Annotated in this window: 12 protein-coding genes; 2 read left to right on the plus strand and 10 right to left on the minus strand. The window is 67.3% G+C overall.

Annotated elements, in window-relative coordinates; all coding sequences use genetic code 11:
- Window positions 1–75: 75 nt before the first annotated feature.
- The 6 genes from hemC to ABE422_RS10085 form a co-directional block, all read right to left on the minus strand.
- On the minus strand, window positions 76–987 hold the full coding sequence (gene hemC / locus ABE422_RS10060; protein WP_346462917.1) for a hydroxymethylbilane synthase: 912 nt from the start codon (window positions 985–987) through the stop codon (window positions 76–78).
- 55 nt (window positions 988–1,042) lie between these two features.
- Complete coding sequence (locus ABE422_RS10065) at window positions 1,043–1,771, minus strand: LytTR family DNA-binding domain-containing protein (RefSeq protein WP_313219529.1); 729 nt, start codon at window positions 1,769–1,771, stop codon at window positions 1,043–1,045.
- A gap of 10 nt (window positions 1,772–1,781) precedes the next feature.
- A complete protein-coding gene (locus tag ABE422_RS10070; protein ID WP_313219528.1) occupies window positions 1,782–2,828 on the minus strand; it encodes a histidine kinase in 1,047 nt (348 codons plus the stop codon).
- Window positions 2,829–2,832: 4 nt separating this feature from the next.
- Window positions 2,833–3,498, minus strand: a complete 666-nt coding sequence (locus tag ABE422_RS10075) for a dienelactone hydrolase family protein (RefSeq protein WP_282257418.1) — start codon at window positions 3,496–3,498, stop codon at window positions 2,833–2,835.
- Window positions 3,499–3,571: 73 nt separating this feature from the next.
- Complete coding sequence (gene mdoH, locus ABE422_RS10080; protein ID WP_313209087.1) at window positions 3,572–5,479, minus strand: glucans biosynthesis glucosyltransferase MdoH; 1,908 nt, start codon at window positions 5,477–5,479, stop codon at window positions 3,572–3,574.
- 470 nt (window positions 5,480–5,949) lie between these two features.
- On the minus strand, window positions 5,950–6,129 hold the full coding sequence (locus tag ABE422_RS10085; protein ID WP_313209086.1) for a hypothetical protein: 180 nt from the start codon (window positions 6,127–6,129) through the stop codon (window positions 5,950–5,952).
- A gap of 194 nt (window positions 6,130–6,323) precedes the next feature.
- Here ABE422_RS10085 and ABE422_RS10090 point away from each other — a divergent pair, with 194 nt between their 5' ends.
- Window positions 6,324–6,713 (plus strand): DUF2628 domain-containing protein, encoded by a 390-nt coding sequence (locus tag ABE422_RS10090; protein ID WP_313209085.1) that lies wholly within the window; start codon window positions 6,324–6,326, stop codon window positions 6,711–6,713.
- 144 nt (window positions 6,714–6,857) lie between these two features.
- On the opposite strand, the gene arcD is transcribed toward ABE422_RS10090, so the two are convergent.
- The 4 genes from arcD to ABE422_RS10110 all read right to left on the minus strand — a co-directional run bounded on the left by arcD (window position 6,858) and on the right by ABE422_RS10110 (window position 13,757).
- Entirely contained in the window at window positions 6,858–8,282 is a 1,425-nt protein-coding gene (gene arcD, locus ABE422_RS10095) for an arginine-ornithine antiporter (RefSeq protein ID WP_346465805.1), read from the minus strand.
- A 108-nt stretch (window positions 8,283–8,390) separates the two neighbouring features.
- Window positions 8,391–10,985 (minus strand): methyl-accepting chemotaxis protein, encoded by a 2,595-nt coding sequence (locus tag ABE422_RS10100; RefSeq protein ID WP_346482906.1) that lies wholly within the window; start codon window positions 10,983–10,985, stop codon window positions 8,391–8,393.
- 244 nt (window positions 10,986–11,229) lie between these two features.
- Window positions 11,230–12,696, minus strand: a complete 1,467-nt coding sequence (locus tag ABE422_RS10105) for a SulP family inorganic anion transporter (protein WP_346482907.1) — start codon at window positions 12,694–12,696, stop codon at window positions 11,230–11,232.
- A 176-nt stretch (window positions 12,697–12,872) separates the two neighbouring features.
- Window positions 12,873–13,757, minus strand: coding sequence for an AraC family transcriptional regulator (locus ABE422_RS10110; RefSeq protein ID WP_346482908.1), 885 nt, complete (start codon window positions 13,755–13,757; stop codon window positions 12,873–12,875).
- Window positions 13,758–13,879: 122 nt separating this feature from the next.
- Between ABE422_RS10110 and ABE422_RS10115 the strand changes: the two genes are divergently transcribed.
- Window positions 13,880–16,081, plus strand: coding sequence for a TonB-dependent receptor (locus ABE422_RS10115; protein ID WP_346482909.1), 2,202 nt, complete (start codon window positions 13,880–13,882; stop codon window positions 16,079–16,081).
- Window positions 16,082–16,091: the final 10 nt, after the last annotated feature.

The following is a 16,091-nucleotide window of genomic DNA, read 5'->3' on the forward strand; positions in this document are numbered from 1 at the left end:
ACCCCTCGGTGGCGCCGGCGGCGGGCCGCCTTGGGGGTCCCCCATGGGCCCGGGGTTGCCCGCCTCCGCCCGCCACTACACCGCGAGCAGTTCCCCGGCACCGGCATCCAGCAGGCCACGCGCCACGCGCTGGCCCAGCGTCTCCGGATCACTGGCCGGGCCACGCGCTTCCGCGCGCACGATGCGGCCATCGGCGACCCCGCCGACCAGGCCCTGCAGGAACAGGTTCTCGCCTTCCCATTGCGCGAACCCGGCCACCGGCACGTGGCAGCTGCCGTGCAGTGCACGGTTCATGGCGCGCTCGGCTTCCACGCAGGCACGTGTGTCGGCATCGTCCAGCGCCGCGAACAGGCCCATCACCGCCGCGTCCTCACCGTTGCATTCCACCGTCACCGCGCCCTGCGCCGGGGCCGGCAACCAGTCCGGTGCCGCCAGCCGCGCCACGATGCGGTGGCCCAGGCCGAGCCGCTCCAGCCCCGCCACGGCCAGCACGATCGCGTCGTAGCCGCCGTTGTCCAGCTTGGCCAGGCGCGTGTTGACGTTGCCGCGCAGGTCCTGCAGCTCCAGGTCCGGGCGCAGCGCGCGCAGCTGGGCCTGGCGGCGCAGCGACGAGGTACCTACCCGCGCGCCGATCGGCAGCGCGTCCAGCGAGGCGTACAGATTGGAGATGAAACCATCGGCCGCGTCATGACGGGTCAGCATCGCCGGCAGCGCGAACGGCGCGTCCAGCTCCATCGGCACGTCCTTGAGCGAGTGCACGGCACAGTCCGCTTCGCCACGCAGCATGGCCAGTTCCAGTTCCTTCAGGAACAGGCCCTTGCCGCCGATCGCGGCGAGCGAACGATCCAGCACCTCGTCGCCGCGCGTGCTCATCGGGACCAGCACCACGTCCAGACCGGGATGCGCCTGGCGCAGGCGGTCGGCAACATATTCGCTCTGCCACAGGGCAAGCGGGCTCTTTCGGGTGGCGATGCGCAGGGTCTTCATGGCGCCATTATCGACGCACAGGGGCGTATCGACCAACGGTCGGGCGCACCCGCACTTAGAGGTACTTGAGATCCTGCTTGAGGCTGGCCACGCAACGGCGGCTGACTTCCAGCGGCCCGTGGCCATGCCGCAATACCGCCTGGACCTGGCCTGCGCCATTTCGTCGCAGCTCGACCAGTTCGTGCCGGGCAACCAGGCAATTGCGGTGGATGCGCACGAAGCGGTTGCCGAATTCCTCTTCCAGCGACTTCAGCGACTCTTCCAGCAGGTCTTCGCCGCGGGCGTGGTGCACCACGACGTATTTTTCTTCGGCCTGCAGGTAGTGGATGTCCTCGACCGGGATCAGCCGCAGGCTGCCGCGCAGGCGCGCGCACAGCAGGGTACGCGCCTGCTGGCTGGCGGCGGTCGCCGGGCCACTGCGGCCGGCGAGGAAGGTGCGCGCACGCTCCAGCGCGGCCGCCAGGCGCTCGGGGCGCACCGGTTTCATCAGGTAGTCGATGGCGGCCGCCTCGAACGCGGACAGCGCATGCGCGTCGTATGCGGTGCAGAACACCACCGCCGGGCGTGGCTCGAAGGTGGCCAGATGGCGCGCGGCTTCCAGCCCGTCCAGGCCGGGCATGGCGATGTCGAGCAGGACCAGGTCCGGTTGCAGCTCGGCGCAGGCGTGCAGCGCCTGTTCGCCGTTCTCGGCCTCGGCCACCACCTCGATGCCGGCCTGGTCAGCGAGCAGGGAGCGCAGGCGCTCGCGGGCCAGCGGTTCGTCGTCGGCGATCACCACCTTCAAGACAGTTTCCTCACTGGACCGGGACCGTGATTTCGCAAGCATAGTAGCCGTCGGCCCACGCCCCCGTCATCCGCGCGGCCGGGCCGAAGCGCCAGGCCAGGCGATGGGCGATGTTGCGTTGTGCATGCCCGGCCCCCTGCAGGAGCGGCAGCCCGCGCGTGGCCGGATCCGGCGCCGGGTTGCGCACGCGGATGCGCAGATTCGTGCCGTCACTGGACAGTGCAAGCACGATCGTGCCGCCCGCCGGCACCCGCGAGATGCCATGCAGTACGGCATTTTCGACCAGCGGCTGCAGTACCAGCCGCGGCATCGGCAACGACCAAGGCAGCGGCTCGTCGCGCAGCCAGATCACTTTCAGGCGTTCGCCCAGCCGTAGCGATTCGATCGAGAGATAGCGCTCGGCCAGTTCGCACTCGGCCTGCAGGGTGGAATCGCCATCGCCGGCACCGAGCGCGGCGCGGAAAAGATCGGACAGATCCAGCACCGCGCGCTCGGCCACCTCCGGATCACGCCGCAGCAGGCTGGCGATCAGGTTCATGCTGTTGAACAGGAAGTGCGGCCGGATCCGCGCCTGCAATGCATCGGCCTGGGCCCGTGCGTTGGCCAGCATCTGCGCGCTGCCGCGGTCGCTGACGTAGAAGTAGCGCAGCGCCAGGGCAGTGATCAGCGCGGTGATCGCCGCACTGCCCAACGTGAACCGCCAGAAGCCGACCGCCTGGGCAAAGCTGCTGCCGCCGAGCACGCCGTACAGCGCATGCACGATCGCCGCGCACGCACCGGCGATCAGCCCGGTCATCAGCACCACCAGCACCATGCCCGGCACTTCGGGCAGGCGCGAGAGCACCGCGCGCACGCTGCACAGGCTGACCGTCACTGCCAGCGCCAGCCACAACGCGAAGCCGCTGGCGGACAGGAAGTCCGGCAGCGTCCAGTGGCGACTGCCATCGGGGGCCAGCGCCACTACGACAACCACCAGCTCGGCCAACCCCAGCATTGCCGCCAGGCGCGGCAGGCGGCACAGCTCGGGCAACCAGGACTGCTGGCGCGGGTCGCTCATGGCGTCAGGCGGCGAAGCGCGCCTCGAGCCAGTCGCCCAGCGCCTGCAGCTCCTCGGCGCAGACCTGGTGGGCCATCGTGTAGGTGTGCCACTGCACCGGCAGGCCGAGCGCGCTCAGCGTCTGCGCGGTGTGCTCGGCGATCGCTACCGGGATCACCGGATCCTGGGTGCCATGGGCCATGAACACCGGCACGCTGATGGCATCGGCCACGCGCGCGGCAGCCGCCTTGGCCGGATCCGGCAGATAGGTCGACAGTGCGATCAGCCCGGCCAGCGGACGGGTGCGACGCAGCAGCGCGCTGAGGATCACCGCCCCGCCCTGCGAGAAGCCGGCCAGCAGGATCCGTTCGGCCGGAATGCCGCGGGCGACCTCGCGCTCGATCAGCAGTTCCAGTTCCACGATCGAGGCGTCCACCCCGGCGCTGTCCGCGCGCGAACGGAAATCCATGCTGACGATGTCATACCAGGCGCGCATCGGCACGCCGTTGTTGATCGTGATCGGCTGCACCGGCGCATGCGGGAACACGAAGCGGATCGCCGGCCAGTGCGGGCGCACCAGTTCGGGCACGATCGGGGCGAAGTCATGGCCATCGGCACCCAGGCCATGCAGCCACAGCACCGACCACTGCGGGTCGGCGCCGGTTTCGTTTTCCACGGTATCCAGCATCAGGCGGCTCCAGTACGTTCAAGCCGCATTATGACCGCGGCCCACCGCAATGGGGGCGATGCCTGGATGGCCGTGATCAGCCGGCGGGATGTGCCTCGGCCGCAGCACGGCGCAGCTCGGCCGCGCGCACCAGCACCTTCGGCGGGGCCGATTCTTCCGGGATTTCCATCAGGCCCAACCGGTGCATCCAGACGCCAGCGGTGCGCGAGGAGGTGAAGCCCACCACCGGAATCGCCAGCACCATGCCGATCACCACCGGTGCCATCCATGCGGCCAGCGAGGGCGAGACCGCATAGGCCAGCGCGCCCATGAACAGGCCGAACACACTCAGCCCGCCGTAGCCACGCGTCAGCGCCAACCAGGACACGCCGCCATCGTCGCGCTGCTGCGCGTCCCAGCCCGAGTCCTTGCCGGCCAGCACTTCGGCCACACCGCGCGACTGCACGTACATCACCACCGGCGCCATCAGCGCGGCGAGGATGGTTTCCAGCAGCATCGAGATGAACGCGCGGATCGTGCCACCGCAGCCACGGCGTTCAACCGGCTCCAGCAGCATCGCCAGATAGCCGAGCACCTTGGGCGAAAGCAGCACCACCATGGTGATGGCGAACATGCGGATCACCTGGGTCTCGTCCTGGTGGCGCCAGTACACGCCGGGCGAGAGATGCAGCACTTCATTGAGGTCGATGCCGCCCTGGAACAGCGGGATCGCAATGCCGATCAACATCAGCATCGCCCACATCGGCGCGGTGAAGTAGTGCCCGATGCCGACCAGCATGTGCATGCGGCTGACCCAATGCAGGCCTTTGGAACCGACCACCTTGGCGTGCTGCAGGTTGCCCTGGCACCAGCGACGATCGCGCACCAGCAGGTCGGTCAGGGTGGGGGGGCCTTCCTCGTAGCTGCCTTTCAGGTACGGCACCATGTGGGTGGCCCAGCCGCCGCGGCGCATCAGGGCGGCCTCGACGAAATCGTGGCTGAGCACATGCCCACCAAACGGCTCCTTGCCCGGCAGCGACGGCAGGCCGGCCTGCTCGGCGAAGGCCTGGGTGCGGATGATGGCGTTGTGGCCCCAGTAGTTGCTCTCCGCGCCATGCCACCACGCCACGCCGCGGCCGATCACCGGGCCGTACACGCGGCCACCGAACTGCTGCATGCGGGCAAACAGCGTGCGCCCGCCGACCACCGCCGGCAGGGTCTGGATCAGCCCCACATCCGGGTTGTGCTCCATGCCGGCGACCAGGCGCACGATGGTGTCGCCGGTCATCAGGCTGTCGGCGTCCAGGATCAGCATCTGCGGATAGGCGCCACCGAAACGGCGGACCCAGTCGGCGATGTTGCCGGCCTTGCGGCCACCGTTGTCGCCGCGGCGACGATAGAAGATGCGGTCATGGCCGCCCACCGCGTCGCACAGGGCGTGGAAGGCCGCTTCCTCGGCCTGGCCGATGTCATCGCGCCGGGTATCGCTGAGCACGTAGAAATCGAAATTCGCCAGCTGGCCGGTCTCGGCCACCGACTCGTAGATCGCCTGCAACCCGGCCAGCAACCGGCGCGGATCTTCGTTGTAGGTCGGCATCAGCAGCGCGGTGCGCGTATGCACGGTCGGCAGCGGCGCATCCGGGTCGATGCCGAGCTTGTAGCCCCGATCGAATACCGCGGTCAGGAAGCCGGCCACGGCCCCGGCGAAGGACAACGCGATCCAGGCGAACAGGCCCACGAACAGCACCAGCAGGCAGGCTTCCAGCACACTGATGCCATCAACGGCGAGCACCTTCCACATCATCCGGCTGGCGGCGATGGTCATGGCTGCGGTACCGCCCAGGATGTAGAAACGGCGCAGCCCGATCATCCGCGGCGAGGTGCGCTGGCGCGGAACCTGCAGCTGCCCTTCGCGCAGGGACTGCTCGGGCATCGGCAACGGCGACTCGGCCGGCAACGTCGCCCGGCCGGCATCCAGCAGGGCGTTCAGGGTCTGGGTACTCATGCGCGGTGTCCCTGTGCAGGGCGTGCCAGGCCGGGGGTGCCAAGTGTGGAAAGGGGCATCCTGAGCCCGGCGTACACGATGGCACGCATTCGTCCTGTCGGCGCAGGCCGGAGACCGGCACGCAGCGTATGTCTGTGACTACCGGAACCCACGAACTCTCCAAACCGCTTGAGACGAAAAATGCGGCTCAGTCTATGGCGCGAAATGTAAGGTGCGCGCGAAGGGCGGACCGGGGATTTCTCCGCATTCAGCTTTTGGATCGAGACAAGTGGAGGCCCTCTCGCGGCCAAGGGCGCGCAGGCCCTGTGCCATGGGCTTCTGCCCATTCATCTTGCGGGCGGCGGCGATCAGCCCCCTGCCGCAACGCGACCGGTCCCCATGGCCTCGGCAGGAGGAAGCGCCGCCAGTGGTGCGCAGTTTTTCGCCCTGGAGGGGGCGGGCCGGCAGCGTTGACGGGGTGCGGCAGCGGCTCAGGCGACGGTAGCGGCGATGGCCAGGTCGGTGTCTACCGGCAGGCGCGACAGCGCGCGGGCGCTCACCTGCGAAAACTGCAGCTGGGCAAGCAGGTGTTGTGCCTGGGTGGCAACCGGGCACGGGGTGATCTGCGGCCCTGCTTGCGGGCGATCGGGGGTCATCACATCAATGGACATGGTCTGGCATCTCGTTGACTTCTCATTACCCGCGGGGCTTCCGGCCGCGCGGATTGCGCACCCTATCGGAAAACCGGGACGAATGTGTGACGGTGCGCGCAGTCCCTGACAGGGGGCGTGCAAAGCGTCGAAAAATTGGCGGTAATCAAGAGCTTGCGGCTATCATGTAATCGTTTTCAACATACGATTCGGATATGGATTCCAACACTGCTTCCCCCTACAGCCCCAAGTGGCAGTTCCGCTTCAACTTCTTCGAACAGCACGGCGCCCCCAATTCGCCGACCTTCAAGGCCGCGTACAAGACGCTGCCGTTCGGCCAGAAGATCAAGGTCAACTTCAACTTGTTCGCCCTGTTCTTCAGCTGGATCTACCTGCTGATCCTGGGCATGTGGCGCAAGGCGCTGACGATCCTGGGCATCACCCTGGTGCTGATGGTCGTCGTGGCCTTCCTGCCGGACGTGGTCGGCCGTGCGATCGGTGTGGCCTGGTCGGTGCTGATCGCGCTGACCACCAACTATTCGTACTACCTTGAAAAGGTAAAGGGCGATACCAGCTGGAACCCCTTCGCCGGCATGCGCTGGTAAGCAGCGCGCAGGCGTGGATGAAGAGCCCGGTCATTGACCGGGCTTTTTTGTGGAGCGTCGGCCGCGGTGTTGAGACACCCATCGATCTGCTGAACGAACCGGAGGCGCGCGGCCATCGGGAGGGCTGAGTCGATCCCGTTGGGCTCACGCCAGGTGTAGATCACCCTGGTACAGACCCCACGCCGCCCAGCCGGCAACGACGATCACGCCCGCCACGATCACCTGCTCCGCCCGGGTGAATATCCGCTGCCCATGCTGGTGCTTGGCGGCCGCGAACATGGCGATGCCCGGTGCGTACAGCAACACCGACAGCAGCACCTGTGACAGACCACCGGCATAGACCAGCCACAGCGCGTATACCGTGGCCAGACCGGCCACCAGCAGATCGCGGACCCGCAGCCCGGGTTGCCCGCCATAGGTTTCCCCGCGTAGCGCCAGCAATGCACCGTAACCGGCCGAGAACAGATAGGGCACCAGGCTCATCGATGCGCCCAGCAGCACCAGGCTGGTATAGGTGCCGGCACTGAACAGGGTGATGATCAGAAACAACTGGATCAGCCCGTTGGTGAGCCACAGCGCGTTGGCGGGAACCTGTCGTGCGTTCTCGCGCCCGAGGAAGGCCGGCATCGTGCCATCCCCCGCCGCCGCATACAGCACTTCGGCGCACAGCAGCACCCATGCCAGCAATGCCCCCAGCACCGAGACGATCATGCCGATGATGATCAACGTGGCGCCCCAGGGCCCGACGATGGCCTCCAGCACGAAGGCCATCGAGGGATTGCGCGCCTGTGCCAGCGCTTCCTGGCGCAGCACGCCCATCGACAGCAGGTTGACCAGCATCAGCAGCGCGAGCACGCACACAAACCCGATGATCGTCGCGCGCCCGACATCCGAACGCCTGGCCGCGCGCCGCGAGTAGATGCTGGCACCCTCGATGCCGATGAACACCCAGACCGTGATCAGCATCATGCCCCGCAGCTGCTCACCCAGGCTGCCCAGTTCGGCCGTGCCCCAGAACTCGCCGGTGAAGATATCGGCCTTGAAGCCCACGGCGGCGATGATCAGAAACACCACGATCGGCACGATCTTGGCGACGGTGACGACCGCATTCACCAAGGCGGCCTGGCGGATGCCACGCAGGATCATTGCGTGCATCGCCCACAGCAGCACGGAGGCGCATGCCACCGCCTGCCAGGTATTGCCCTCGCCGAAGGCCGGCACGAAATAGCCCAGGCCGCTGAAGATCAGCACGAAGTAGCTGACGTTGCCGAGCAGCGAGCAGACCCAGTAGCCCCACGCCGCGGAAAAGCCGATGTAATCGCCGAACCCGGCGCGCGCGTACGCGTAGATACCGGTATCCAGCTCGGGCTTGCGGTTGGCCAGATTCTGGAACACGAAGGCCAGCATCAACATGCCCAGGCCACTGATCATCCAGCCGATCAAGGCAACACCCGGGCCGGCGCTGCGCGCGATGTTCTGTGGCAGTGAGAAGATGCCGGCGCCGATCATCGATCCGACCACCAGGGCAGTCAACGCGGTCAGGCCGAGCCGGTCGGAACGAGAGGTCATGTGCTCACCATCGGCAAACAGAATAGCGCCGATTACCAATGCCCGGCGGTGAGCACCGGGTGAACCGGCCCTGCCGGCGCGCCGTTGGCACCGGCGCGCCGGTCCGGATCAGAAGGTCTGCCAGTCCTCGCCGACCACTGCTGCTGCGGGCACGCGCGCAGCGGTCCGCGCGGGCGTGGCACGACGCGCCGGTGTGCCCGCCGCCGCCGCACTGGCCTGCAGGCGGAAGATCGCCACCGCCGTGCCCAGCTGCTGCGCCTGCTCTTCCATCGCACGCGCGGCCGCCGTCGCTTCCTCCACCAGCGCGGCATTCTGCTGGGTGGTCTCGTCCATCTGGGTGATGGTCTGGTTGACTTGTTCGATACCGGCGGACTGCTCCTTCGAGGCTGCCGAGATCTCGGCCATGATGTCGTTGACCCGGCGCACGCCGGTGACGATCTCTTCCATCGTGCGGCCGGCGGTCTGCACCAGGGCCGAGCCCGCGCTGACCTGAGTGACCGAGTCGTCGATCAAGGTCTTGATTTCCTTGGCCGCCCCGGCGGAGCGCTGCGCCAGTGCGCGGACTTCCGTGGCCACCACCGCGAAACCGCGGCCCTGTTCGCCGGCACGCGCGGCTTCCACCGCAGCGTTCAGCGCCAGGATGTTGGTCTGGAACGCGATGCCGTCGATCACCGAGATGATCTCGGCGATGCGCTTGGACGAGGCCTCGATGCCCGCCATGGTGGTCACCACCTGGCCGACCACCACACCGCCCTGCGAAGCCACCTCGGCAGCGCCGGCGGCGAGCTGGTTGGCCTGCACCGCGTGGTCGGCATTCTGGCGAACCGTGGAGGTGAGTTCCTCCATCGATGCGGCGGTCTCTTCCAGGCTGGCAGCCTGCTGCTCGGTGCGGCGCGACAGGTCGCTGTTGCCCGCGGCGATCTCGCCGGCGGCGAGGTTGATACTGCCGGTGGCCTGCTGGATCCGGCCGACGATGTCGGTCAACTGCGCCACCGTGGTATCGGCATCGTCACGCATCCGGGCGAACACGCCATGGAACTCACCACGCATGCGTGCGGTGAGATCACCCGCGGCGATGGCGCGCAGCAGCGCGGAGATCTGCTGCAGGTTGTCATCGCTGACCTGCATCATGGTGTTGAGGTTTTCCACCATCGCGCGGAAGTCGTGGTCGAAGCGCACCACATCGCCACGCTGGCTGAAATCACCCACCGCCGCCGCCCCGGCCAGATCCCCGATCTGGGTATTGATGGCACGCAGGTTGGCCTTGGTGGTATCCATTGCAGCCGTGAAAGCGGCCTGCTCGCCGGGCAGGCGGTCCATGTCCTGGCTCAGGTCACCGACCGCGTAGCGCTGCATCACCTCGACCAGGCGGCGGGTGACTGCGATGTTGGCGCCCACCAGCTGGTTGGTGTCTTCCACCATCTTGCCGTACTCGCCGGGGAAGGTCTGCGCGTCCATGCGGTAACTCAGCTCGCCCGCCTCATGTCGCTGGGCCATCTCACCCTGCGCGGCCATCACTGCGCGCAGCTGGCTGCGCATGCGCTGCATCGATTCGAGCAGGCGGCCGACTTCGTCATTGCGCGCGGGCGGCAGCGGTGTATCCAGACGCCCCTCGGCCACGTCTGCGGACAGGCGGACGGCATCGGCCAACGGACGGATCGCCTGACGGCGCAGCAGCACGTACACGCTGCCGCTGAGCACCAGTGCCGCGCCCAGGCCAACGGCCAGGATGATCCACAGCAGCGCACGTGCCTGCGCGGTGATCAGCGCATGCGGCACGATCACACCCAGCGCGAAATGCTCCTCGCTGCCGCCGATGCGCAGCGGCACGTAGGTCTTCACGTTGCCTGCCGCATCCGGCTCGAAGGCATCAAAGGTCTTGTCTGCCTTGACCGCCGCCAGTACCTGCGTGGTCAGCGCATCCTCGCGACGCTTGCCGATCTCGTTGGCGTCCTTCGCGGCCAGGACGATGCCGCCGGGCGAGATCAGTTCCACATGGCCTTCGCCCATCGGGCGCAGCGCGGCGAGGTGCTTCTGCAATGCGGCCAGGGCGAAGTCCACCGTCACGACCCCGAGGAAGCTGCCGTCATCGATCACCGGGGTGGACAGCGTGGTCATCAGCACCTTCTGACCGCCGATCTCGTAGGTGTAGGGCTCGGCGACGGTCTGCCGCTTGAGCGCCTTCGGCTTGAGATACCAGTCGCCATCGCCGGGCACGTCATAGCCGGTCAGCGCATCCTGCATCGGCGCGCCGTCGTGCCAGGCCCAGTAGCTCATGAACCGGCCGGTATCATCGTGTGCCTCGGCGCCGACGAACTCGGCATCCTTGCCATCGAAGGCGTCGGGTTCCCACAACGTGCCGAAGCCCACCCATTCCGGGTGCACCTGCACCTGCTGGTGGATCACCGCAGACACCGTCGCCCGCGACAGCGTTCCCGCAGCGCGCTGCACCAGCAGGTTCTGCGCCAGCGCCTGGCTGGTGGCGAAAGCACTGGAGAGATCACCACTCACCCGCAGCGCTTCGGCCTGGGCCTCGCTCTGCATGGTGTGGCGGGAGGCATCCACCAGCGACGCGCTGGCTTCGCGATAGCTGATGGCAGCGGTGACACCGAAGCAGAGCATGGCGATCAACGCCGTACCCAGCATCAGTCGGTTGGCGATGCTGCCAGAGCGCTTGGAAGCAGTGGGGCGGGACACGGGCATGGGGGCGGTTCCGGAAAAAGGGCATACCGGCGGGCGCACGCATGCGCCGCCACGGAAACACGCAGTCCATTGCGGGCCGGCACGCGCGCGGTGCAATCACGGCGCGGCCAGCGGGGATCGATGCCACTGCCCTGCCCTGTGCAGATATCGCCTGCCGGCACCGCGACGGCACCGGCCCAGAGAAGGGACTCAGCTGGATAACGGCGTCATGCCAGCGATATTGAGTGCCGAATCCTGACCGTGTTCAGTGAACGCCCGTGCTGCGGTCGCCGTGTCCCAGGCGCTCCACCAGTGTCTGGCTGGCCGCATTGAGTCCAATCACCTCCACCTGCGCCCCGCGTGCGCGCAGTTTGCCGGTCACCCGTTCCAGCGCGCCCACTGCGCTGAGGTCCCAGAAGTGCGCGCCGCTCAGATCGATGGTCACGCGCTCAGGCACATGCAGCAGGTCGAAGGCCGCCGCGAACTGCCCGGCCGAGGCGAAGAACACCTGCCCGCTGACCGTGTAGACCCGGGTGCCATCGGCCGTGTCGGCCTCGGCGATGTCCAGCATCCGGCCCACCTTGCGGGCGAAGAACAGCGCCGACAGCAGCACCCCGGTCAGCACCCCCTTGGCCAGATCGTGCGTGGCCACGGTGACGACCACCGTGCCCAGCATCACCACCGAGGAGCTTTTCGGGTGCAGCCGGAACTCGGCGAACGAGCGCCAGTGGAAGGTGCCGATGCTGACCATGATCATCACCGCGACCAGCGCGGCCATCGGAATCTGCCGGACCCACTCCGCGCCGTAGACCACCAGCAGCAGCAACAGCACGCCCGCCACCAGGCAGGACAACCGGCCACGGCCGCCGGAGGACACATTGATCACCGACTGCCCGATCATCGCGCAGCCACCCATGCCGCCGAACAGCCCGGCGGTGATGTTGGCCAGGCCCTGCCCAGCGCACTCACGGTTGCGCTGGCTGGGGGTGTCGGTCATGTCTTCCACGATCTGCGCGGTCATCATCGACTCCAGCAGCCCCACCACCGCCAGCGTGGCCGAGACCGGCAGCAGGATGCGCAGGGTCTCCCAGGTGAGCGGCACATCGGGGAGCAGGAAGGTCGGCAGGCTGTCCGGCAGCGCGCCCATGTCGCCGACGGTGCGGATGTCCAGGCCCAGCCAGATCGACAGCCCGGTGAGCACCACGATCGCCACCAGCGGCGAAGGCACCGCGCGGGTCAGCAGCGGCAGCAGGTAGATGATCGCCAGACCGGCCGCGCACACGGCGTACACCGTCCATGGCATCCCGATCAGCTCGGGCAACTGCGCAAGGAAGATCAGGATGGCCAACGCGTTGACGAAGCCGGTGATCACCGAGCGCGAGACGAAGCGCATCAGGGCACCCAGCTTGAGCGCGCCGGCGACGATCTGCAGCAGCCCGGCCAGGATCGTCGCGGCCAGCAGATACTGCAGGCCGTGGTCGCGGACCAGATCGACCATCACCAGCGCCATCGCGCCGGTGGCCGCGGAGATCATGCCCGGCCGGCCGCCGGCGATGGCGGTGACCACCGCGATGCAGAACGAAGCGTACAGACCGACCTTGGGGTCGACCCCGGCAATGATGGAAAACGCGATCGCTTCGGGAATCAGCGCGAGGGCGACCACGGCGCCGGACAGCAGATCACCGCGGATGTTGCCGAGCCATTGCTGGCGCAGCGGATAGGACACAGACATGGACAGACTCCACGCACCGGCGATGCGCACGGCGCGTTGTGTGATGAAGACAAAGCACTCCCTGAGCCAGCGCAAGGGCCGGCGCGTCGTCAACGCGGTATCAGGGTGGCGTCATCACAAGGGTCCTGCCGGGGCAGCGAAAGCGGCGCGCAGGATAGCGCAGTCCTCCGATGGCCTCAAACATGGCCAGCCAGTTCACCTCGCGCGTTGCCTGCCCAGCGCGACGGTGCCTGCCCGGTCACCCGCCGGAACGCCGCGGCGAACTTGCCGGGGTTGGCATAGCCCATCGCCAGGGCGACCTCGGTGACGCTGCGGCCGGCCAGCAGCATCGGCTTGGCCGCTTCCATCCGGCGCCAGGTGAGGTACGCGTAGGGCGTCATGCCGGTCGCCAGCCGGAAGCCACGACTGAAGCCACTGGCTTCCTGCCCGACTTCCTGCGCCATGCGGGCAACGCCCATGTCATCGCCGAGATGGGCATCGATCAGTTCCTGCACGCGCTTGACGTGCGCTGGCGACAACGCGCGTCGCGTCGGGGGCGACGCAATCGGAAGTCCCGCCAACCGCTTCAGCACCAGATCGACACCGTGCTCGAAGAACGCGGCTGAGCCTGCATGCGCTTCAGCGCAGTGCCATAGCGCCCCCATCACCGAGGCGATCACCGGGTCCCCATGCAGCGCCGATGCTGCGCGATGCAGCTGCTCCAAGCGCAAGTCGTGCCCCTGCAGATGCCGCGCGTCGATGGCCAGGCCCAGCAGCGCCAGCGCTGGGCTGCGGAATTCGCCCGGGCAGTCCGGCAACACCAGATTGAACGCGCCTGGGCGCCAAGGCTGCGCGATGCGTCCGAGCGCCGTGCGCTGATACAACGCACCGCCGCCCGCCGTGAGCAGCCCGATGCGCAACGCACCGCCCTCACCCATCGTGCCCTGCGCCGCGGCGAACGTGTGGCGAAGCATCAGCACCGAGCCGTCGGCGCTGCCGACGCAGGCGTCCAGCGGACGGCCGGCTTCGGCCGCCACACGGGCGGCCACCGCTGTCGCTGGCGTGGCAGTGGCGCAGGTCATCAGGTGTCCAGTTCTGGATCCGCCCTGCCGGGAATGGAGCGGCAGCACCTCATTGTTACACAATAACATTCACGACTCCTCCCCATCACCGTGGTGCGCGCCACCACCCCCAGAGGCTCCTCGTGAAACACGCTGTACTTGCCGGCGCCGTGCTCGCCGCGCTTCAGTTGCTGCCCAGCGCACCCGCCCATGCCCAGACCAACCCGGCTACCAAGGCCACCGAACTGGACGGCATCGTAGTAACCGGCAGCAAACGCGCTACCCCGTACCTCAAGAGCGACATGTCGGTCACCGTGCTCAACCGCGAAGCCCTCAAAGAAGCGCACGTCACCGAGTTCCGCGACCTGGACAAGCTGGCCCCCAACGTGAAGTTCAACGTGATGGGTCAGCTCAGCGACATGTTCATCTCCATCCGCGGCATCGAGTCCAACCCGTTTCTGGTCAACCGGGCCTCGGTCTATATCGATGGCATTCCGTTCCGCGAGTTGAGCAACGCGGTGTTGAACCATGTGGAGTCGGTGGAGATCCTGCGCGGGCCACAGGGCACGCTGTACGGTGCCAACAGCGAATCCGGCCTGGTGCTGGTGCGCACGCGCGCACCGTCGGCCACCACCGAGGGCGAGGTCAATGTCGGCGTCACCTCGTTCGGCAACGGCCACGGCAGCAGCGTGGATGGTTTCCTCGGCGGCGCGCTGGGCAAGAGCGACCGGTTGTTCGGCTCGGTGGCGTTCATGGCCTCGGACGAAGACAGCCACCTCAAGAACCTCACGCCGTTCAATGGCGTAAAAAGCAAGGTCAAGGAGACCTATCTGCAGGGCAAACTGCGCTGGGAACCGACCGATACGCTGGCCATCAATGCGATCGCCTATCACCTGGGCACGCGTGCACCCGGGATGTTCGAGTACGAATATCTGCCGCTGGATGTCGGTCTGTATAACCGCACCTATGGCGATCTCTACAACGGCCGCCGTGGTACCGGTGACTTCACCTACATCAACGATGCGCCCAAGCGCACCACCAGGAATGAAACCGTCGCCGGCACCAGCGCGCAATGGCAATTGTCCGGCGGCACTCTGGATGCGGCCCTGTCCTACCGCCAAGAGGAGGACACCTCCGCCGGCTACGACTTCGACATGACCGCCACACCCGCGCTGGCCGGCCGCATCTACGACAAACAGCACAGCTGGAACGGCGAGCTGCGCTTCAGCTCCCCCAGCGATCAGGCCCTGACCTACATCGCCGGCATCTCCACCTACCGGCACCACAAGGACTCCATCCTGGGCACGCTGGTCGGCCCGCCGTTGCGCGGCCTGGGCAGCTATGACCTCGCTCCGCTGCAGGGCTCGGATGGCCAGGACTACAGCGTGTTCGGCACGGCCAGCTACACCCCACCCTCGCTGCCGAAACTGACCGCCAGCGTTGGCCTGCGCCATGAGCAGGCCAAGCGCTCCACCCGCCAGCGCGAAGGCACGCTCGATCTGGGCCCGGGCGGCCTGGTGTTCTATCGCGATGCCGAGCTCGCACACACCTTCACTGCCACGCTGCCACGCGTGTCACTGCGCTACGACGCCAGCGACACGCTCTCGTTCTACGCCGCATCCGCCAAGGGCTACATTCCGGGCGGCTTCAATCTGGCGGCCGCGCAGAGCGACGTCGTCAACGACAAAGTGCTGCGCTACGAATCGGAAATGATGTGGAGCCACGAGCTCGGCTTCAAGATGAACGTGCTCGGCGGGCGCGGGCATATCGGTGGCGCGGTGTTCCACATCACCTCGGACAACTGGCAGGAAATCCAGCTGGCCACCGATGCCAACGGCCGGCCGATTTCCTCGGACTACGTAGGCTCGGATGCGTCCATCCGCTCGCGCGGTGTGGAGCTGGAAGGCGCGCTGGAGGTGCTGCCAGGCCTGACGCTGACCGCCAACGCGGGCTACGTGGACGCCGAGTACCGCAAGCTGTTCGTCGGCGCCAATGAAAGCCTGGCCGGCAACGACGTCAAACTCACTCCGCAGTACACGGCGTATCTTGCCGCACGCTACCAGCACCGCTCCGGGCTGTTCGCGCGCGTGGAGTCATCGTTCAATGGCCGCATGGCGCTGGACGAACGCAATCGCGCCTACCAGCCGGCTGTGGCCATCCTCGGCGTGCAGCTCGGCTATGAAACCGGGCCGTGGAGCACGCGCGTGTACGTCGACAACCTGACCAACAAGCGGCGCATCAACGGGTTGATCTTCGACAACCTGGCGTTCGGCCGTGACGGCAACTACTACGGTCCCATCGACCGCCCGCGCATCGTCGGTGCGGAAGTCGGCTATCGGTTCTGAGGCAGCGTGG

This window comes from Stenotrophomonas sp. TWI1151 (assembly GCF_039673135.1).
In the GTDB taxonomy this organism is placed as follows: domain Bacteria; phylum Pseudomonadota; class Gammaproteobacteria; order Xanthomonadales; family Xanthomonadaceae; genus Stenotrophomonas.